General features: G+C 54.6%; 18 protein-coding genes. 17 read left to right on the forward strand and 1 reads right to left on the reverse strand.

The genetic code is table 11. The annotated features are described in order from the left end of the window. Positions 1 to 9 precede the first annotated feature (9 nt). Entirely contained in the window at positions 10 to 1014 is a 1005-nt protein-coding gene (gene cra / locus FGI04_RS00850) for a catabolite repressor/activator (RefSeq protein ID WP_038905673.1), read from the forward strand. 220 nt (positions 1015 to 1234) lie between these two features. Here the strand turns inward: cra and FGI04_RS00855 are convergent, their stop codons facing one another. Further along, on the reverse strand, positions 1235 to 1696 hold the full coding sequence (locus FGI04_RS00855) for an L-alanine exporter AlaE (RefSeq protein WP_342698615.1): 462 nt from the start codon (positions 1694 to 1696) through the stop codon (positions 1235 to 1237). 866 nt (positions 1697 to 2562) lie between these two features. Between FGI04_RS00855 and mraZ the strand changes: the two genes are divergently transcribed. From mraZ to lpxC, 16 genes are all read left to right on the forward strand, one after another. Beyond that, positions 2563 to 3021, forward strand: a complete 459-nt coding sequence (gene mraZ / locus FGI04_RS00860; protein WP_012886172.1) for a division/cell wall cluster transcriptional repressor MraZ — start codon at positions 2563 to 2565, stop codon at positions 3019 to 3021. 2 nt (positions 3022 to 3023) lie between these two features. Continuing rightward, positions 3024 to 3965: a 16S rRNA (cytosine(1402)-N(4))-methyltransferase RsmH gene (gene rsmH, locus FGI04_RS00865; RefSeq protein WP_407274063.1), complete on the forward strand. Its 942-nt coding sequence runs from the start codon at positions 3024 to 3026 to the stop codon at positions 3963 to 3965. After that, positions 3962 to 4285 carry a cell division protein FtsL gene (gene ftsL / locus FGI04_RS00870; RefSeq protein WP_012886170.1) on the forward strand — a complete coding sequence of 108 codons (324 nt, stop codon included), beginning with the start codon at positions 3962 to 3964 and terminating at the stop codon, positions 4283 to 4285. Before rsmH ends, ftsL begins: the two co-directional genes overlap by 4 nt. Positions 4286 to 4307: 22 nt before the next feature. Further along, the gene (locus FGI04_RS00875) at positions 4308 to 6071 is read left to right on the forward strand and encodes a peptidoglycan DD-transpeptidase PBP3 (protein WP_407274062.1); all 1764 of its coding nucleotides are present in this window, start codon (positions 4308 to 4310) and stop codon (positions 6069 to 6071) included. Beyond that, a complete protein-coding gene (gene murE / locus FGI04_RS00880; protein ID WP_407340011.1) occupies positions 6058 to 7542 on the forward strand; it encodes a UDP-N-acetylmuramoyl-L-alanyl-D-glutamate--2,6-diaminopimelate ligase in 1485 nt (494 codons plus the stop codon). The genes FGI04_RS00875 and murE overlap by 14 nt, the downstream gene beginning before the upstream one ends. Continuing rightward, complete coding sequence (gene murF / locus FGI04_RS00885; protein WP_407337260.1) at positions 7539 to 8900, forward strand: UDP-N-acetylmuramoyl-tripeptide--D-alanyl-D-alanine ligase; 1362 nt, start codon at positions 7539 to 7541, stop codon at positions 8898 to 8900. The genes murE and murF overlap by 4 nt, the downstream gene beginning before the upstream one ends. After that, positions 8894 to 9976 (forward strand): phospho-N-acetylmuramoyl-pentapeptide-transferase, encoded by a 1083-nt coding sequence (mraY, locus tag FGI04_RS00890; protein ID WP_342698619.1) that lies wholly within the window; start codon positions 8894 to 8896, stop codon positions 9974 to 9976. Before murF ends, mraY begins: the two co-directional genes overlap by 7 nt. A gap of 2 nt (positions 9977 to 9978) precedes the next feature. Next, positions 9979 to 11292 carry a UDP-N-acetylmuramoyl-L-alanine--D-glutamate ligase gene (gene murD, locus FGI04_RS00895; protein ID WP_407321833.1) on the forward strand — a complete coding sequence of 438 codons (1314 nt, stop codon included), beginning with the start codon at positions 9979 to 9981 and terminating at the stop codon, positions 11290 to 11292. Further along, positions 11292 to 12494 carry a cell division protein FtsW gene (gene ftsW / locus FGI04_RS00900; protein ID WP_342698621.1) on the forward strand — a complete coding sequence of 401 codons (1203 nt, stop codon included), beginning with the start codon at positions 11292 to 11294 and terminating at the stop codon, positions 12492 to 12494. The genes murD and ftsW overlap by 1 nt, the downstream gene beginning before the upstream one ends. Beyond that, positions 12491 to 13582 carry an undecaprenyldiphospho-muramoylpentapeptide beta-N-acetylglucosaminyltransferase gene (gene murG, locus FGI04_RS00905; protein WP_407337261.1) on the forward strand — a complete coding sequence of 364 codons (1092 nt, stop codon included), beginning with the start codon at positions 12491 to 12493 and terminating at the stop codon, positions 13580 to 13582. The genes ftsW and murG overlap by 4 nt, the downstream gene beginning before the upstream one ends. Before the next feature lie 51 nt (positions 13583 to 13633). Beyond that, on the forward strand, positions 13634 to 15094 hold the full coding sequence (murC, locus tag FGI04_RS00910) for a UDP-N-acetylmuramate--L-alanine ligase (protein WP_407274058.1): 1461 nt from the start codon (positions 13634 to 13636) through the stop codon (positions 15092 to 15094). Positions 15095 to 15101: 7 nt separating this feature from the next. After that, positions 15102 to 15257, forward strand: coding sequence for a hypothetical protein (locus tag FGI04_RS00915; protein ID WP_407274057.1), 156 nt, complete (start codon positions 15102 to 15104; stop codon positions 15255 to 15257). Position 15258: 1 nt separating this feature from the next. Further along, the gene (gene ftsQ / locus FGI04_RS00920) at positions 15259 to 16113 is read left to right on the forward strand and encodes a cell division protein FtsQ (RefSeq protein WP_342698625.1); all 855 of its coding nucleotides are present in this window, start codon (positions 15259 to 15261) and stop codon (positions 16111 to 16113) included. Beyond that, positions 16110 to 17366, forward strand: a complete 1257-nt coding sequence (gene ftsA, locus FGI04_RS00925; RefSeq protein WP_012768377.1) for a cell division protein FtsA — start codon at positions 16110 to 16112, stop codon at positions 17364 to 17366. Before ftsQ ends, ftsA begins: the two co-directional genes overlap by 4 nt. 73 nt (positions 17367 to 17439) lie before the next feature. Beyond that, a complete protein-coding gene (gene ftsZ / locus FGI04_RS00930) occupies positions 17440 to 18591 on the forward strand; it encodes a cell division protein FtsZ (RefSeq protein WP_012886159.1) in 1152 nt (383 codons plus the stop codon). 94 nt (positions 18592 to 18685) lie between these two features. Continuing rightward, the gene (lpxC, locus tag FGI04_RS00935; protein ID WP_012886158.1) at positions 18686 to 19603 is read left to right on the forward strand and encodes a UDP-3-O-acyl-N-acetylglucosamine deacetylase; all 918 of its coding nucleotides are present in this window, start codon (positions 18686 to 18688) and stop codon (positions 19601 to 19603) included. Position 19604: the final 1 nt, after the last annotated feature.

Genomic DNA, 19604 nt, shown 5'->3' on the forward strand with positions numbered 1-19604 from the left:
GGGTTGCCAGTGAAACTGGATGAAATCGCGCGTCTTGCTGGGGTTTCGCGTACGACGGCCAGTTATGTGATTAACGGTAAAGCGAAACAATATCGTGTCAGCGATAAGACCGTTGAGAAAGTGATGGCGGTGGTCAGGGAGCACAACTACCATCCGAACGCCGTCGCAGCTGGTTTGCGCGCCGGGCGTACCCGTTCTATCGGGCTGGTCATTCCCGATCTGGAAAACACCAGCTACACCCGTATCGCCAATTATCTGGAGCGTCAGGCCCGACAGCGTGGTTATCAGTTGCTGATCGCCTGTTCTGAGGATCAACCCGATAATGAGATGCGTTGCATTGAACATCTGTTGCAACGTCAGGTGGATGCCATCATCGTTTCGACGGCGCTGCCGCCGGAGCACCCGTTTTATCAGCGCTGGGCCAACGATCCTCTGCCGGTCATAGCCCTCGATCGCGCGCTGGATCGTGAGCATTTCACCAGTGTGGTCGGCGCGGACATGGAAGATGCTGAGATGCTGGCGCAGGAGCTGCGTAAGGTGCCTGCTGAATCGGTTATGTACCTGGGTGCACTGCCGGAACTGTCGGTGAGTTTTTTGCGTGAGCAAGGATTCAGACGTGCCTTCGCAGAGGATCCGCGCCAGGTGAATTATGTCTATGCCAACAGCTATGAGCGTAGTGCAGCGGCGGCAGTGTTTGAAGAATACCTGAAAACCCACCCCATGCCGCAGGCGCTGTTTACCACCTCGTTTCCGTTATTGCAGGGCGTGATGGACATAACGCTCAGGCAGAGTGGCCGTTTGCCGAACAATCTGGCTATCGCCACATTCGGTGATAATGAATTGCTGGATTTCCTTGAGTGCCAGGTGCTGGCGGTGGCGCAGCGTCATCGTGAAGTGGCTGAACGCGTACTGGAACTGGTACTGGCCAGTCTGGATGAGCCACGTAAACCGAAGCCGGGTTTATACCGTATTCGTCGTAATCTCTATCGTCGTGGTTTTTTGAGCCGTCATTGATCGACATCATGCGGTGCGGGAATCATTTTTCACTCCGCACTGCATGAGATAATTCTTATTTTTATCTTTATACCCAAAATAATTCGAGTTTCAGGAAGGCGGCAAGTGAGTGAATCCCGATGAGCTTACTCAGGTAAGTGATTCGGGTGAACGAACGCGCCAACACACCTGCAACTTGAAGTATGACGGGTATATTGATATGGCTGTTTATTGTTCAGAATTAATGGCCGGCAATTTGTGCACGAGAAGAAACATCAACCCGAAACAAGCGACGACAATATTCCAGAAAATAACCGTACGCCACCCCCATCACCATCGAGATTATCGCATTGCTGGCGACAGCTTTCAGTATTTGCGATGGCTCTGCACCAATCGTTAACAGAATAGCGACATAAACTGGCGACTGAAAACTGACATAGGCAAACAGGTCCGCCATATTTTTCCCCCAGCGCGAATTGGCGTTCAGACGTAGTGCCAGTGCAACAATCCAGTCTCGATAAAGCCCATAAGGCCAGGCAATCACGATATTGACCGGAATCGACAGTAATCGGGAGGAGAGTGACTGCTCGAAGGTCATTCCTGACAATACGATTTCGATTGCCATACCAGTCAGGAAGCAATACACCACCATGGCTACCGTATCGGCGATGATGCCACGCATGCGGGAAATGAAGGAAAACATATCGTAGGGCTCCTTGGTGAAGGATAATAACGTTGCTTATGGTGTATTTTCTTGGTGTTTCGTTTTGCTTTATTGGTTTTTTTGTAGTTTACATAACTATTTATTATGTTTTAACTAGCGTAAAAAACTTATTTTTGGTCGTTTTTTGTTCAGGGGCGCAACTTTATGGTTGCAAATCGTCTTTTTCATTCGTTTATCGTGACTCATTCACTTAATTTTATATAAAACAAATGGTTACAAATTTTGGAGCCGATGGGAAACAAATGAGTTGAAAAAGAAAAAGATTGCAGCGGAAACGTTGCTGAACAGTAAAGTGCAAGTGAATGTGAATGGTACTGGAAATAAAGCCAGTTATTCTGTCTGGTAAAGGTAAGACAGCGGGTTAATGTTTCAGGCATGAATAGATAACCTGAGTTGAAGTGGCCGGCAGTGTGTTTCAGGTCAAAAAAATGCGATCCCAGAGGCGATAATTTCATTTTTCTAGCCATGATTTTTGCTGGCTGGAATAATTATTTCCAAAAATGCTTAAAAATCAGCATTTAAAAATATTTCGACATCGTTAGAATATTTAAGAAATAGGTATCGAACGGTGATAGTCAAAATAATATTGCACCGAAAGAAAAATCCTATATCTTTAGCCCCCTCGCTGAAAGCCATTAATTTTCCTTAAATAATCACAGCGTTAATCCACATTATTTTTTCGTGGTGGTTTTTGAACTGTTTTTTCACTCTCTGACCTGGCAGGAAATAATGCCCGGGCGCATCCGTGCTGGCTTGACAAGGTTTTCATCCCCTCCGTAAACTCTCAATAGTGGGGATTTGTGGGGCAAAGTGGTAAAAAGGGTCATGAAGGACTAAATACTGTCATGTTTCGTGGGGCGACGCTGGTCAATCTCGACAGTAAAGGGCGGCTTGCCGTTCCTACCCGTTACCGGGACTTACTGAACGAGGAAGCTCAAGGTCAAATGGTATGCACCATCGACCTGCATCAGCCCTGCCTGCTGCTTTACCTGCTACCTGAATGGGAAATTATCGAACAGAAACTTTCTCGCCTGTCGAGTATGAACCCCGCTGAGCGTCGTGTTCAGCGCCTGCTACTCGGGCATGCCAGCGAATGCCAGATGGACAATGCCGGAAGGATATTAATTGCCTCGACGCTACGTCAGCATGCGGGTCTTACGAAAGAAGTGATGCTGGTTGGGCAGTTCAACAAGTTTGAACTGTGGGATGAACAGACCTGGTATCGACAAGTCAAGGAAGATATTGACGCAGAGCAGTCAACTCAGGAGCCCTTGTCTGAGCGGCTGCGGGACTTATCACTATAGTCATGGCAGAAACGTTTAAGCACACCACCGTGTTGCTGGATGAGGCCGTCAACGGCCTGAACATTCGCAGCAACGGTATCTACATCGACGGTACGTTTGGCCGGGGTGGCCATTCCCGTCTTATTCTGTCCCACCTTGGGCCGGAAGGTCGTTTGTTAGCTATCGATCGCGATCCTCAGGCGGTTGCTGTTGCTAATACCATTGATGACGCTCGCTTTTCTATTATCCACGGACCTTTTTCCGAACTGGCCGATTACGTCGATGAACGTGGGCTGACCGGCAAAATCGACGGTATCTTGCTGGATTTGGGGGTGTCTTCCCCTCAGCTTGATGACCCGGAGCGGGGATTTTCGTTTATGCGTGACGGGCCGCTGGATATGCGTATGGACCCCACGCGGGGCCAGTCTGCCGCCGAATGGCTGATGAAGGCGGAGGCGGATGACATCGCCTGGGTACTGAAAACGTTCGGCGAGGAGCGTTTTGCCAAGCGTATCGCCCGCGCGATTGTGGAGCGTAACCGCATCGACCCGTTGACCCGTACCAAAGCGTTGGCGGAGTTGATTGCCGCTGCCAGTCCGATTCGGGAAAAGCACAAGCATCCGGCGACCCGATCATTTCAGGCTATTCGCATTTATATCAACAGTGAGCTGGAAGAGATCGAGCGGGCGTTGGAAGGGGCATTGAAAGTACTGGCTCCCGAAGGGCGTCTGTCGGTGATCAGCTTCCATTCGCTGGAAGACCGTATTGTGAAGCGTTTTATTCGTCAGCATAGCCGGGGGCCGCAGGTGCCAGCCGGTTTGCCGCTGACGGAAGAACAACTGCGTAGTCAGGGCGGCCAGACGCTCAAGTCAATCGGCAAAATGATGCCGCCTGATGACGAAGTAGCGGAAAATCCGCGTGCGCGCAGCTCGGTATTGCGCTTTGCCGAGAGGCTGCCGTCGTGATAGGGAATGAGCGCCATTCGCTGGGCGGCGTCATCGGTGATGACCTGTTGCGCCACGGCAAGTTACCGCTGTTGTTGCTGATAGCGGTCTTGGTGTCCGCCATCATGGTGGTCACCACCGCGCATCGTACACGTTTGTTGACGGCAGAGCGTGAGCGGTTGTTGCTGGAGCGCGATGCGCTGGATATTGAGTGGCGCAACCTGATTTTGGAAGAGAATGCCCTGGGCGATCACAGCCGTGTCGAGCAGATCGCTACTGAGAAACTGCATATGGTGCACGTTGATCCTTCACAGGAAAATATTGTGGTTAAACAACAATGAATTAGCAGGTATCGCCTAAATTATGAGAGCAGCGCGACCAGGAAAAGTGAAACGTCAGGAAGAACATGCCAGCTTTGTCAGCTGGCGTTTTGCGTTGCTTTGCGGCGGTATTTTGTTGTGCATGTTGGGGTTGATGTTGCGCGCGGCATACTTGCAGGTGATCGCGCCTGATAAGTTGGTGCGTGAAGGGGATATGCGTTCCCTGCGCGTACAAGAGATTCCCACCGCTCGCGGTATGATCAGTGATCGTGCAGGCCGTCCGCTGGCGGTGAGTGTACCGGTCAATGCGGTCTGGGCCGACCCGAAAGACGTGAATGATCATGGCGGTATCTCGCTGGATACACGCTGGAAGGCGCTGGCGGATGCGCTGGAAATCCCGCTCGATCAGATAGCCGCTAAAGTGAACGCCAATCCGAACGGCCGTTTTGTCTATCTTGCTCGTCAGGTAAACCCGGCGATCGGCGAGTATATCCACAAGCTAAAATTGCCGGGCATCAACCTGCGTCAGGAGTCTCGCCGTTATTACCCTTCCGGACAGGTGACGTCGCACCTGATCGGTTTTACCAATATTGATGGTCAGGGTATTGAAGGGATTGAGAAAAGTTTTGATCGCTGGCTGACTGGCCTCCCCGGTGAGCGGACCGTGCGCAAAGACCGTTTTGGGCGGGTCATTGAAGATATTTCTTCGGTGGACAGTCAGGCGGCACACAACCTGATGCTCAGCATCGATGAGCGCCTGCAAGCACTGGTATACCGTGAACTAAATAACGCAGTGGCGTTCAATAAAGCTGAGTCAGGCACCGCTGTACTGGTGGATGTGAACACCGGTGAAGTACTGGCCATGGCCAACAGCCCTTCTTACAACCCGAACAACCTGAGCGGCACGCCAACCGACGTCATCCGTAACCGCGCCATCACCGACATTTTTGAGCCCGGTTCTACCGTAAAACCTATGGTGGTGATGACGGCGCTACAGCGCAATGTGGTCAAGGAAAACGCGGTACTCAACACGATGCCGTATTACATCAACGGCCATGAGATCAAGGACGTGGCGCGTTACAGCGAACTGACGCTGACTGGGGTGTTGCAGAAATCCAGTAACGTTGGCGTCTCACACCTGGCATTGGCGATGCCAGCTTCTGCATTAGTGGATACTTACTCTCGCTTTGGATTGGGTAAAGCCACCAATCTGGGGTTGGTGGGCGAAAGTCTGGGGCTGTACCCGAATCGTCAGCGCTGGTCGGATATTGAACGCGCCACCTTCTCGTTTGGCTATGGCCTGATGGTCACGCCACTGCAACTGGCGCGTGTCTACGCGACTATCGGCAGCTTCGGTATTTACCGCCCGCTTTCCATTACCAAGGTCGATCCGCCGGTACCCGGAGAGCGCGTGTTCTCTGAACAGATTGTCCGTACCGTGGTGCACATGATGGAAAGTGTCGCGCTACCCGGTGGCGGTGGTACCAAGGCCGCGGTGAAAGGCTACCGCATCGCGATTAAAACCGGTACGGCGAAAAAGGTTGGCCCGGATGGCAAGTACATCAACAAATACATCGCCTATACCGCTGGGGTGGCACCAGCCAGTAATCCGCGCTTTGCGCTGGTGGTGGTGATTAACGACCCACAGGCGGGGAAATACTACGGTGGTGCGGTGTCGGCACCGGTATTTGGCGCGATCATGGGCGGCGTGCTGCGCACCATGAATATCGAGCCGGATGCGTTGGCGACCGGTGAGAAAAGTGAGTTTGTAATCAACAGAAAAGAGGGTTCAGGTGACAGATCGTAACTTGCGCGATGTCCTGGCTCTGTGGGTGAAAGACGCCCCGGAGCGCGCGCTGCGGGAAATGACATTAGACAGCCGCGTGGCGGCTGCCGGGGATCTGTTTGTGGCAGTGGTCGGCCACAAGACGGATGGGCGGCACTATATTCCGCAGGCCATTGCGCAGGGCGTCGCGGCGGTTGTCGCGCAGGCGGATGACGCTACGCCCGATGGCACCCTGACTGAAATGCACGGCGTACCGGTGATTTATCTGGCACACCTCAACCAGCGGTTGTCGGCGCTGGCGGGGCGCTTCTACCGCCAGCCATCGACCGCGTTGCAACTGATTGGCGTCACGGGGACCAACGGTAAAACGACGACGACCCAGTTGCTGGCGCAATGGAGCCAGGCACTGGGCAGAACCAGTGCGGTCATGGGCACGGTGGGTAATGGGTTGCTGGGGCATGTAGTGCCATCAGAAAACACCACCGGTTCGGCGGTGGATGTACAGCAGATTCTGAGCCAACTGGTGGATCAAGGGGCGGATTTCGCTGCCATGGAAGTGTCTTCGCATGGTCTGGTGCAGCATCGGGTCGAAGCCTTGTCGTTTGCTGCCGCTGTCTTTACCAACCTGAGCCGCGATCACCTCGATTACCACGGCGACATGGCGAATTATGAGGCCGCAAAGTGGCGGTTGTTTGCCGAGCATCAGGTCGGTCAGAAAATCATTAACGCTGACGATGAGGTCGGGCGTCGTTGGTTAAGCCGCCTGCCAGACGCGGTGGCGGTGAGTGTTGCGGGTAGCGTCGATAGCGCCCGTGCACACTGGCTGAAAGCTACCCACATCGATTATCACGACAGTGGCTTTACTGTGCAGTTTGATTCCAGTTGGGGCGCAGGCTCTATCAATAGCCGTCTGATGGGAGAGTTCAACGTCAGTAACCTGTTGCTGGCCCTGGCGACGCTGCTGTCGTTAGGGTATCCGCTGGAACAACTGGTGGAGGCTGGTTCTGCGTTGCAGCCTGTTTGCGGTAGAATGGAAGTTTTTCTTGCCAGTGGACGTCCGACGGTCGTGGTGGATTATGCCCATACCCCGGATGCGTTGGAGAAAGCACTGGCAGCGGCACGTTTGCACTGCCGGGGAACGTTATGGTGCGTCTTCGGATGTGGTGGCGATCGTGACAGAGGTAAGCGCCCATTAATGGGGGCGATTGCAGAACAACTGGCAGACCGGGTGATTGTGACCGATGACAACCCGCGTAGCGAAGACCCACAGGCGATTGTGACTGATATTTTGAGTGGGCTACTGGATGCTGGTCGGGTGCAGGTGATTGCCGGGCGAGCGGAAGCCGTCACCAGTGCGGTGATGCAGGCGGCGGCCGATGATGTGGTACTGGTCGCCGGTAAAGGGCATGAAGATTACCAACTGGTAGGAAATGAGCGACTGGATTATTCGGATCGCATTACGGTCGCACGTTTGCTGGGGGTTATCGTATGATCAGCGTTTCGTTGCAACAGCTGGCTGATGTACTGGGTGCCCGTCTGGTGGGTGAAAACCTGACTATTAGCGACGTTTCCACCGATACCCGCAAACTTAGCGCCGGGTGTTTATTCATCGCGTTACGTGGCGAAAAATTTGATGCTCATGATTACGCGGCGGATGCCGTTAATAATGGGGCAGCAGCATTATTGGTGAGTAAGCACTTACCAATCGATGTGCCGCAATTAGTGGTAGAGGATACGCGTTTGGCGTTGGGCGTCATGGCCGGTTGGGTGCGCCAGCAAAGTCGTGCGCGCGTCGTGGCGCTGACAGGGTCATCGGGAAAAACGTCCGTCAAGGAAATGGCCGCATCGATTCTGCGCCAGTGCGGCAATGTGCTCTACACCGCCGGGAACTTTAACAACGACATCGGTGTGCCGTTGACGCTGTTTCGCCTGACGCCAGAGCATGACTACGCGGTGATCGAATTGGGTGCCAACCATATCGGCGAAATCGCCTACACCACGGCGATGGTACGACCGGAAGCGGCATTGGTGAATAACCTGGCTGCTGCGCATCTGGAAGGATTTGGTTCGCTGGAAGGGGTGGCTCAGGCCAAAGGTGAGATTTTTGGCGGTTTGCCTTCGCAGGGGGTGGCGATCGTCAATGCGGACAGTCACGACGAAGCCCGCTGGCAGAATGTGCTGACAGGAAAAACACTATGGCGCTTTTCCCCACAGGGACGCGCTGGGGTTGATTTTTACGCCAGTGATATCCGTGTCAGCGAACGGGGTACGGATGTTGTATTGCACACACCGATGGGCGATATCGCCGTAACGCTACCGTTACCAGGGCGCCACAATATCGCCAACGCGCTGGCCGCAACGGCTCTGGCGCTGGCGGTCGGTGCATCGCTTGAGGCGGTGAAGTCCGGTTTGGAACAGTTACAGGCGGTGCCTGGGCGCTTATTCCCCATTGCGCTGGCCCCCGGGAAGTTGCTGCTGGACGACAGCTACAACGCCAATGTCGGCTCTATGACGGCCGCAGCGCAGGTGCTGGCGGAGATGCCCGGCTATCGGGTACTGGTGGTCGGTGATATGGCGGAGTTGGGTCAGGACGCCCTGGCATGTCATCGCCAGGTAGGTGAAACGGCCCGCGAGGCGAATATTGATAAGGTACTGAGTGTGGGAACGCTGAGTGCGTTGATTGGCGAAGCAAGCGGCGCTGGCGAGCATTTTGATAATAAAGCGGCGTTGATTGACCGTTTGCGTGCGCTGGTAACACAACATAATACCATTACCGTCTTAATTAAAGGTTCACGCAGTGCTGCGATGGAACAGGTAGTACACGCATTACAGGAGAATGCTACATGTTAGTTTGGCTGGCCGAATATCTGGTCAAGTTTTATTCCGGCTTCAACGTCTTTTCGTATCTGACGTTTCGGGCCATTGTCAGCCTGCTGACGGCATTAATTATTTCCCTGTGGATGGGGCCGCACCTGATTGCCTGGCTGCAACGCCTGCAAATCGGTCAGGTAGTGCGTAACGAAGGGCCGGAATCCCATTTTAGCAAGCGGGGCACCCCGACCATGGGCGGCGTGATGATCCTCGCTTCGATCATTATTTCGGTGTTGTTGTGGGTCAATTTGGCTAACCCCTATGTCTGGTGCGTACTGCTGGTGCTGGTGGGATACGGCACCGTCGGGTTTGTAGATGACTATCGCAAAGTGGTGCGTAAAGACACTCGTGGGCTGATTGCCCGCTGGAAGTATTTCTGGCAATCGGTGCTGGCGTTGGCTGTCGCGTTTTCCATGTATGCGATTGGTAAAGATACCCCGGCAACACAACTGGTGGTGCCGTTCTTCAAAGACGTAATGCCACAGCTGGGCGTGATGTATATCGTGCTGGCCTATTTCGTGATTGTCGGTACCAGCAACGCGGTTAACCTTACCGACGGTCTGGATGGGTTGGCTATCATGCCGACGGTGTTTGTGGCGGTGGGTTTTGCGTTGGTGGCCTGGGCGACCGGTAACATGAATTTCGCCAGCTATCTGCACATTCCGTATATCCGGCATGCCAGTGAGCTGGTGGTGGTGTGTACCGCGATTGTCGGCGCGGGTCTCGGTTTTTTGTGGTTTAACACTTACCCTGCGCAAGTTTTCATGGGTGATGTTGGTTCACTGGCGCTGGGCGGTGCATTGGGCACTATCGCCGTGCTGCTGCGTCAGGAGTTTTTGCTGGTGATTATGGGCGGGGTTTTCGTGGTGGAAACGCTGTCCGTTATTTTGCAGGTCGGTTCTTTCAAACTGCGCGGCCAGCGGATTTTCCGCATGGCGCCTATCCACCACCACTATGAACTGAAAGGGTGGCCGGAGCCGCGGGTTATCGTGCGGTTCTGGATTATTTCGCTGATGTTGATGCTCATCGGACTGGTAACGCTCAAGGTACGGTAAAAATGGACTATCAGGGTAGAAAGGTTGTCATTATCGGGTTAGGGCTGACAGGGCTCTCCTGTGTTGATTTTTTCCTTGCACGCGGAGTTGTGCCGCGCGTGATGGATACCCGTACCAGTCCGCCGGGCTTGGAGAAACTGCCCGATTCCGTTGAGCGTCATCTTGGCGGCCTTAATGATGAATGGCTGCTGTCTGCTGACTTGATCGTCGCCAGCCCCGGTATCGCTTTGGCGACGCCGGTGCTGTGCGATGCGGCGACGGCCGGTATTGAGATTATCGGCGATATCGAATTGTTCTGCCGCGAGGCACAGGCACCGATTGTCGCGATTACCGGCTCTAACGGCAAAAGTACTGTCACCACACTGGTGGGCCAAATGGCGCAGGCGGCCGGTTGGGCTGTTGGTGTCGGCGGTAACATCGGTGTTCCGGCACTGGAGTTGCTCAAGCAAGAAAGCCAGCTGTATGTGCTGGAGTTGTCGAGCTTTCAACTGGAAACCACCCACAGTCTGCATGCGGCCGCCGCGACGATCCTCAACGTCACCGAGGATCACACCAACCGTTACCCGCTTGGGTTGCAGCAGTACCGTGCCGCCAAGTTGCGTATTTATGAGAATGCCAAAGTCTGCATCGTGAATGCCGATGACGCCCTGACGATGCCGGTACGCGGCGCTGATGCGCGTTGCCTGAGCTTCGGGGTGGATGTGGGCGACTATCATCTGAACCGGCAGCAGGGTGAAACCTGGCTGCGGGTGAAGGGTGAACGGGTGTTGAATACCCGAGAAATCAAACTAGTCGGGCAGCATAACTACACCAATGCGCTGGCAGCGCTGGCGCTGGCGGATGCGGTGGGTATCCCGCGCGCGTCGGCATTGACCGCGTTGACCACCTTTACCGGCCTGCCGCACCGTTTCCAGTTGTCGCTGGAGCGTAACGGTGTGCGTTGGGTGAATGACTCTAAAGCCACCAATGTTGGTAGCACCGAAGCGGCGTTGAGTGGGCTGCATGTCGACGGAACATTGCACTTGCTGCTGGGCGGAGACGGAAAATCGGCTGATTTCTCTCCGTTGCTGCGTTACCTACAGGGTGATCGTATTCGGCTGTACTGCTTTGGACGTGACGGCGAGCAACTGGCGGCGTTACGCCCAGAGATTGCTCTGCAGACTGACACCATGGAGCAGGCGATGCGCCTGATAGCCAGCGTCACCCAGCCGGGGGATATGGTGTTACTGTCACCGGCCTGCGCCAGTCTCGATCAGTTCCGTAGCTTTGAACAGCGTGGCGATGAGTTCGCTCGTCTGGCGGAGGAACTAGGATAATGCGCCTTATCGGGGCCGGCATGTTCGAGCGTCTCAAGAGCTGGGTGATGGGGACGCGTGAAAGCGACAACCTCAGCACGGTGCTGTATGACCGGACGTTGCTGTGGTTGACCCTGGGGCTGGCGGTTATTGGTTTTGTGATGGTGACGTCGGCGTCGATGCCCGTCGGGCAGCGTCTGGCCAGCGATCCTTTTCTGTTCGCCAAACGCGATGCGCTGTATCTCGGGTTGGCGTTTGGTTTATCGCTGGTCACCATGCGGGTACCAATGGAAGTCTGGCAGCGTTACAGCGTGGTATTGCTGCTGGTATCGATGGTGATGTTGTTGATCGTGCTGGTGGTCGGTAGCTCGGTGAACGGGGCGTCACGCTGGATTTCTCTGGGCCCGTTGCGTATCCAGCCTGCGGAATTATCGAAGTTGTCGTTGTTTTGCTACCTCTCCAGTTACATGGTGCGCAAAGTCGATGAGGTGCGGAACAACTTCTGGGGGTTTTGTAAGCCGATGGGCGTGATGGTGGTGCTGGCAGTGTTGCTGCTGGCCCAGCCGGACCTCGGTACGGTGGTGGTGCTGTTTATTACGACGCTAGCGATGTTGTTTCTTGCAGGGGCGAAGCTGTGGCAGTTCCTGGCAATCATCGGTTGTGGCATGTTCGCCGTCGCGCTGTTGATTATCGCTGAGCCTTATCGCGTGCGTCGTGTCACCTCGTTCTGGAACCCGTGGGACGACCCGTTCGGCAGCGGTTATCAGTTAACACAATCGCTGATGGCGTTTGGGCGCGGTGAATTGTGGGGACAGGGGCTCGGTAACTCGATACAGAAGTTGGAATATCTGCCGGAGGCGCACACTGACTTTATTTTCTCCATTCTGGGGGAAGAGCTGGGCTATATCGGTGTGGTTTTGGCGTTGTTAATGATATTCTTCGTCGCTTTTCGAGCGATGTCGATAGGACGTCGCGCACTGGAAATCGACCAGCGTTTTTCGGGTTTTCTGGCGTGCTCCATCGGTATCTGGTTCAGCTTTCAGACGCTGGTGAACGTTGGTGCCGCCGCCGGTATGTTGCCGACCAAGGGGCTGACATTACCGCTTATCAGCTACGGTGGGTCCAGTTTGCTGATTATGTCGACAGCCATTGTGTTGTTGTTGCGAATTGATTATGAAACGCGCCTGACCAAAGCGCAGGCGTTTACGAGAGGTGCCCGATGAGTGGCGAAGGCAAGCGTTTGATGGTGATGGCTGGCGGTACGGGGGGACATGTGTTTCCCGGTTTGGCCGTAGCGCATCACTTGATGGCGCAAGGCTGGCAGGTCCGCTGGCTGGGCACAGCTGACCGGATGGAAGCGGACCTGGTGCCGAAGCACGGTATCGACATCGACTTTATCCGCATTTCCGGTCTGCGTGGCAAGGGGTTGAAAGCTTTGTTGCTGGCACCGGTGCGTATCTTCCGGGCGGTGCGGCAAGCGCAGGCGATTATGCGTCGCTATCAGCCGGATGTGGTGTTGGGTATGGGCGGTTATGTCTCGGGGCCTGGCGGTCTGGCGGCCTGGCTGTGTGGTATCCCTGTGGTGTTGCATGAGCAAAACGGCATTGCCGGATTGACTAACCGCTGGCTGTCCCGCATCGCCAAAAAAGTCTTACAGGCGTTTCCGGGGGCATTTGCGGATGCGGATGTGGTGGGGAATCCGGTGCGTACTGACGTACTGGCGCTACCATCCCCGACAGAACGGTTAGCCGAGCGCAGTGGCCCGGTGCGTGTCTTGGTTGTTGGTGGGAGTCAGGGTGCCAGAGTGTTGAATCAAACCCTGCCCGGCGTGGCGGCGCGATTACATGATGCGGTTACCATCTGGCATCAAACCGGCAAAGGGGCACAGGCGGAAGTACAGGCAGCCTATGCAAAAGCCGGTGAGTCTCAACACCGGATTACCGAGTTTATCGACGACATGGCGGCGGCGTATGCGTGGGCAGATGTCGTCGTGTGCCGTTCTGGTGCCCTGACGGTTAGCGAGATTGCCGCCGCCGGGTTGCCGGCGTTGTTTGTGCCGTTCCAGCATAAGGATCGGCAGCAGTACTGGAATGCGTTGCCGCTGGAGCAAGCGGGGGCTGCAAAGATTATCGAGCAGGCTCAACTGAGCGTGGACGCGATAAGTGACGTGTTGTCCTCTTGGGATCGCACCACCTTGCGTGATATGGCGCAGAAAGCCAGAACCGTTGCGATCCCTGATGCGACGGAGCGGGTGGCGGCTGAAGTAGCGGCAGCGGCGATGCAGCGGACAGCTCAGGTTGTCCGGAATTAATTGATGATGGCCGACAGTCGTCGGCGTTGATGTAGGTTGCGATAAAAGATAGTGAATACTCAAGAACTGGCGAAACTGCGTTCAATCGTGCCCGAGATGCACCGTGTTCGGCACATCCATTTTGTCGGCATCGGCGGTGCTGGCATGGGCGGTATCGCCGAAGTACTAGCTAATGAAGGGTACGAGATCAGCGGTTCCGATCTGGCGCCTAATGCGGTAACGCAACAACTGACCGATCTGGGCGCACGGATCTATTTCCACCATCGTCCGGAGAACGTGAACGAGGCGAGCGTTGTGGTCGTGTCCAGCGCGATTGCGGCAGATAACCCGGAGATTATCGCAGCACATGAGGCCCGTATTCCGGTGATTCGTCGGGCAGAGATGCTGGCAGAATTGATGCGCTTTCGCCACGGTATCGCCATTGCCGGGACGCACGGTAAGACGACCACCACCGCGATGGTCACCAGCATCTACGCGGAAGCCGGTCTGGACCCAACGTTCGTGAATGGTGGTTTGGTTAAAGCGGCGGGAACGCACGCCCGTTTGGGGTCGAGCCGTTACCTGATTGCGGAAGCCGATGAAAGTGATGCGTCGTTCCTGCATTTGCAGCCGATGGTCGCGATCGTGACGAACATCGAAGCCGACCACATGGACACCTATCAGGGAGATTTTGAGAACCTCAAGCAGACGTTCATCAACTTCCTGCACAACCTGCCGTTTTACGGCCATGCGGTGATGTGTCTTGATGATGCGGTGATCCGTGAATTGTTGCCGAAAGTGGGGCGTCACATCACCACCTACGGCTTTAGCGAAGACGCGGATGTGCGGGTCGCTGATTACCGGCAGGTGGGGGCTCAGGGGCTGTTTACCCTGGCGCGTCAGGGCAAACCGTTGCTCAACGTGACCCTGAACGCACCGGGTCGTCACAATGCGTTGAACGCGGCGGCGGCGGTGGCGGTCGCAACAGAAGAAGGGATTGATGACGAGGCTATCCTGCGGGCATTGGTGCGTTTTCAGGGAACGGGCCGCCGGTTCGATTTTCTGGGCGAGTTTCCGCTACAGCCGGTCAACGGCAAAAGCGGCAGCGCCATGCTGGTAGATGATTACGGGCATCACCCGACGGAAGTGGACGCCACGATTAAAGCGGCGCGAGCAGGCTGGCCGGATAAGCGTCTGGTGATGATTTTCCAGCCGCATCGATATACCCGTACGCGCGATCTGTACGATGATTTTGCACATGTATTATCGCAGGTGGACGTGCTGCTGATGCTGGATGTGTATCCGGCAGGTGAAGCGCCGATTCCGGGAGCGGATAGCCGATCGCTGTGCCGCACGATCCGTGGTCGCGGTAAAATTGACCCGATCATGGTGCCCGATGTCGAGACGCTGCCTGAGTTGTTAGCGCAAGCGTTGCAAGGCGATGATCTGGTGCTGGTTCAAGGTGCTGGCAATATTGGCAAACTGGCGCGTCGGCTGGCGGAAAATCGCCTGCAGGCGAAGCCTAAAGACTGAGAACAGGATGACTGAGCTTGTGATGGTAGTGATGAAACACGCCAACGCTGATTACGATGAAACCCGCCAACGGCAGGGTGAGGTGTGTTGCATCGATATGTCGCGCCCAGTCATGCCAAACAACGGTTACCGCCGCGTACCTGTTGTGGAGTTAGCGGATTAGTATGTCGCAGGCGGCGCTGAATACACGCGGACGTGAGCAGGAAAAAGGCGCACGGCGTAGCAATGGTGGTCAACTGGCAGGAATTATTTTTCTGCTGATGGTGGCCGGTACCATCCTGTGGGGAAGCTGGATGGTGTTGGGCTGGATGAAGGACGCCAGCCGTTTGCCATTATCCAGACTGGTGGTGACGGGTGAGCGGCACTACACCACCAATGACGATATTCGTCAGGCGATTTTGTCGCTGGGGCCGCCCGGCACGTTCATGACCCAGGACGTGAATGTCATTCAGCAGCAGATAGAACGTCTGCCCTGGATTAAGCAGGCCAGTGTGCGCAAGCAGTGGCCGGACGAATTAAAGATTCATCTGGTTGAATTCGTTCCGTTTGCGCGGTGGAATGACCAGCTTATGGTTGACAGCGAAGGTAATGCCTTCAGTGTGCCAGCAGAACGCATCGGTAATAAAAAAATGCCGATGCTGTATGGCCCGGAAGGTGGAGAGGAGGATGTGCTGGAGGGATACCGCGAGATAAGCCAGACACTCGCGGCAGGCAAATTTACGGTAAAGATGGTGGCGATGACCGCGCGTCATTCATGGCAGGTTGGGCTGGACGATGATATTCGCCTTGAACTGGGACGTGATGACAGAAGCCGCCGTCTGGCGCGTTTTATGGAGCTTTATCCGTTGCTGCAGCGGCAGGCTCAAAATGAAAACAAGCGGATTGGTTATGTGGATTTACGGTATGACACCGGCGCTGCAGTAGGTTGGAGCCCGGCATTTATTGATCAGCAAAAAGACATTGATCAGCAAAAGAACGGTAATCAGCAACAGAATCAGGCACAGGCTAAACAGCAATGATCAAGTCGACGGACAGAAAACTGGTAGTTGGGCTGGAAATCGGTACAGCAAAAGTCGCTGCACTGGTCGGTGAGGTTCTGCCTGATGGCATGATCAATATCATCGGTGTGGGAAGCTGCCCGTCACGGGGCATGGATAAAGGCGGCGTCAACGATCTGGAGTCGGTGGTCAAATGCGTGCAGCGTGCCATCGATCAGGCGGAGCTGATGGCCGATTGTCAGATCTCTTCGGTGTATCTGGCGTTGTCTGGCAAGCATATTAGCTGCCAGAACGAGATTGGTATGGTGCCTATCTCTGAAGAAGAAGTCACGCAGGATGATGTAGAAAGCGTGGTGCATACGGCCAAGTCTGTCCGGGTACGTGATGAGCACCGAATTCTGCATGTTATCCCGCAGGAATACGCCATTGATTATCAGGAAGGGATTAAAAACCCGGTCGGTCTGTCTGGTGTGCGGATGCAGGCCAAAGTGCATCTGATCACCTGTCATAACGACATGGCGAAGAACATTGTGAAAGCGGTGGAACGCTGCGGTCTTAAGGTTGACCAGCTGATTTTCGCCGGTCTGGCATCGAGTTATGCCGTATTGACGGAAGACGAACGTGAGCTGGGTGTGTGTGTGGTAGATATCGGTGGCGGCACCATGGATATGGCGGTGTATACCGGCGGCGCGCTGCGTCACACAAAAGTGATTCCTTATGCTGGTAACGTAGTCACCAGCGATATAGCCTATGCGTTTGGTACGCCGCCGACAGATGCAGAAGCGATTAAAGTGCGCTACGGTTGCGCGCTCGGTTCCATCGTCAGTAAGGATGAAACCGTGGAAGTACCGAGTGTTGGCGGGCGTCCACCACGTAGTCTGCAGCGTCAGACTCTGGCGGAGGTGATTGAGCCTCGCTATACCGAGTTATTGAATCTGGTGAATGACGAGCTGCTGCAGTTGCAAGAACAACTGCGCCAGCAAGGTGTGAAGCATCATCTGGCAGCGGGTATCGTGCTGACCGGCGGTGCGGCGCAAATTGATGGCCTGGCAGCCTGCGCACAGCGTGTGTTCCATACACAGGTGCGTATTGGTCAGCCGCTGAACATCACCGGATTGACGGACTATGCGCAGGAGCCCTATTACTCGACAGCAGTGGGGCTGCTGCATTACGGCAAAGAGTCTCATCTGAGTGGTGAACACGAAGTTGAGAAACGGACTTCGGTCAGCAACTGGTTTAAACGCCTGAATAGCTGGCTGAGAAAAGAATTTTGACGGTTATCAAAAGAGATCATTAGCACGACTTTTTTGATCTTGAAGCAATACAGGCACAAGACGGAGAGAAACTATGTTTGAACCAATGGAGTTAACCAACGACGCGGTGATTAAAGTCATCGGCGTCGGTGGTGGCGGCGGTAACGCTGTCGAACACATGGTGCGTGAACGCATCGAAGGTGTTGAATTCTTTGCGGTTAACACCGATGCTCAGGCGCTGCGTAAAACAGCTGTCGGTCAGACCATCCAGATCGGTAGCGGTATTACCAAAGGTCTGGGGGCGGGAGCTAACCCGGAAGTCGGCCGTAATTCTGCCGAAGAAGATCGCGAAGCGCTGCGTTCTGCTCTGGAAGGGGCGGACATGGTGTTTATCGCCGCAGGTATGGGCGGTGGCACCGGTACTGGCGCTGCACCCGTGGTGGCTGAAGTCGCTAAGGACCTGGGTATCCTGACCGTGGCGGTTGTGACCAAGCCATTTAATTTTGAAGGCAAAAAACGCATGGCGTTTGCCGAGCAGGGGATCGCGGAGCTGTCTAAGCACGTTGATTCACTGATTACCATCCCCAATGACAAGCTGTTGAAAGTGTTGGGACGTGGTATTTCTCTGCTGGATGCGTTTGGCGCGGCTAACGACGTGCTCAAAGGCGCAGTACAGGGTATCGCTGAGCTTATCACTCGTCCGGGGCTGATGAACGTCGACTTTGCTGACGTGCGTACCGTCATGTCCGAAATGGGCTATGCCATGATGGGTTCTGGTGTGGCTCGCGGCGAAGATCGTGCCGAAGAAGCGGCTGAAATGGCGATTTCCAGTCCACTGCTGGAGGATATCGACCTGTCTGGCGCGCGTGGCGTGCTGGTCAACATTACTGCCGGTTTCGATCTGCGTCTGGATGAATTTGAGACTGTTGGTAATACCATTCGCGCGTTTGCATCCGATAATGCAACCGTCGTGATTGGTACATCGCTCGATCCGGATATGAACGATGAACTGCGGGTGACTGTGGTGGCGACCGGTATCGGCATGGACAAACGTCCTGAAATTACGCTGGTTACTAACAAACAGAGCAGCCAGCCGGTTATGGATCACCGCTATCAGCAGCATGGCATGGCGCCGCTGACGCAGGAAAAACCTGCGGCCAAAGTGGTGAATGACCAGAGCGTACAGACCAATAAAGAGCCGGATTATCTTGATATTCCTGCTTTCCTGCGTAAGCAGGCTGACTAAGGTTTGGTTGGAATCTCCGCTCTTTGTGCTAAACTGTGCCACCGGCCTTAGTGTAAACTAAGGCTGTAGGTTCAGATGAATGCGAGATAATACGATGATCAAACAACGTACATTAAAACGTATCGTACAGGCGACAGGGGTCGGTCTTCATACCGGCAAGAAAGTCACCCTGACTATGCGTCCTGCACCGGCTAATACCGGGGTCATCTATCGTCGTACTGACTTGAATCCACCGGTTGATTTTCCGGCTGATGCCAAATCCGTGCGTGATACCATGCTCTGTACTTGCCTGGTTAATGAGCATGACGTGCGTATTTCAACGGTGGAGCATCTGAATGCGGCTCTGGCGGGATTGGGTATCGACAATATCGTTGTTGAAGTAGACGCACCCGAAATTCCGATCATGGATGGTAGCGCTAGTCCATTTGTCTACCTGCTGCTGGATGCTGGTATCGAAGAACTGAACTGTGCCAAGAAGTTTGTTCGAATCAAACAGCCTGTACGCGTAGAAGACGGTGACAAATGGGCAGAACTGAAGCCTTTCAACGGATTCAGTCTGGATTTCACTATCGATTTCAATCACCCGGTGATTGATTCTGGTTCACAACGCTTCAAGCTGGATTTCTCCGCTGATGCGTTCGTGCGCCAAATCAGCCGCGCGCGTACCTTTGGTTTTATGCGTGATATCGAGTATCTGCAGTCCCGTGGTTTGTGCCTGGGCGGCAGCTTCGATTGTGCGATCGTGGTGGATGACTATCGTGTGCTGAACGAAGACGGTTTGCGCTTTGATGATGAATTTGTTCGCCACAAGATGCTGGACGCGATTGGCGACCTGTTCATGTGTGGCCACAACATCATTGGTGCGTTCACCGCATTCAAATCTGGCCATGCGCTCAACAACAAGCTGTTGCAGGCGGTGTTGGCCAAACAGGAAGCATGGGAATACGTGACCTTTGAAGACGAAGCGGAAATGCCGCTGGCTTTCAAAGCGCCGTCTACCGTTCTGGCCTGAG

Source organism: Dickeya ananatis (assembly GCF_019464615.1).
GTDB lineage: Bacteria > Pseudomonadota > Gammaproteobacteria > Enterobacterales > Enterobacteriaceae > Dickeya > Dickeya oryzae.

Bases quoted from the DNA above. Each gene is read 5' to 3' on its own strand.
- FGI04_RS00855 (WP_342698615.1), bottom strand. From the start codon at position 1,696: ATGTTTTCCTTCATTTCCCGCATGCGTGGCATCATCGCCGATACGGTA.
- mraZ (WP_012886172.1), top strand. From the start codon at position 2,563: ATGTTTCGTGGGGCGACGCTGGTCAATCTCGACAGTAAAGGGCGGCTT.
- rsmH (WP_407274063.1), top strand. From the start codon at position 3,024: ATGGCAGAAACGTTTAAGCACACCACCGTGTTGCTGGATGAGGCCGTC.
- FGI04_RS00875 (WP_407274062.1), top strand. From the start codon at position 4,308: ATGAGAGCAGCGCGACCAGGAAAAGTGAAACGTCAGGAAGAACATGCC.
- murF (WP_407337260.1), top strand. From the start codon at position 7,539: ATGATCAGCGTTTCGTTGCAACAGCTGGCTGATGTACTGGGTGCCCGT.
- mraY (WP_342698619.1), top strand. From the start codon at position 8,894: ATGTTAGTTTGGCTGGCCGAATATCTGGTCAAGTTTTATTCCGGCTTC.
- murD (WP_407321833.1), top strand. From the start codon at position 9,979: ATGGACTATCAGGGTAGAAAGGTTGTCATTATCGGGTTAGGGCTGACA.
- ftsW (WP_342698621.1), top strand. From the start codon at position 11,292: ATGCGCCTTATCGGGGCCGGCATGTTCGAGCGTCTCAAGAGCTGGGTG.
- murG (WP_407337261.1), top strand. From the start codon at position 12,491: ATGAGTGGCGAAGGCAAGCGTTTGATGGTGATGGCTGGCGGTACGGGG.
- FGI04_RS00915 (WP_407274057.1), top strand. From the start codon at position 15,102: ATGACTGAGCTTGTGATGGTAGTGATGAAACACGCCAACGCTGATTAC.
- ftsQ (WP_342698625.1), top strand. From the start codon at position 15,259: ATGTCGCAGGCGGCGCTGAATACACGCGGACGTGAGCAGGAAAAAGGC.
- ftsA (WP_012768377.1), top strand. From the start codon at position 16,110: ATGATCAAGTCGACGGACAGAAAACTGGTAGTTGGGCTGGAAATCGGT.
- ftsZ (WP_012886159.1), top strand. From the start codon at position 17,440: ATGTTTGAACCAATGGAGTTAACCAACGACGCGGTGATTAAAGTCATC.
- lpxC (WP_012886158.1), top strand. From the start codon at position 18,686: ATGATCAAACAACGTACATTAAAACGTATCGTACAGGCGACAGGGGTC.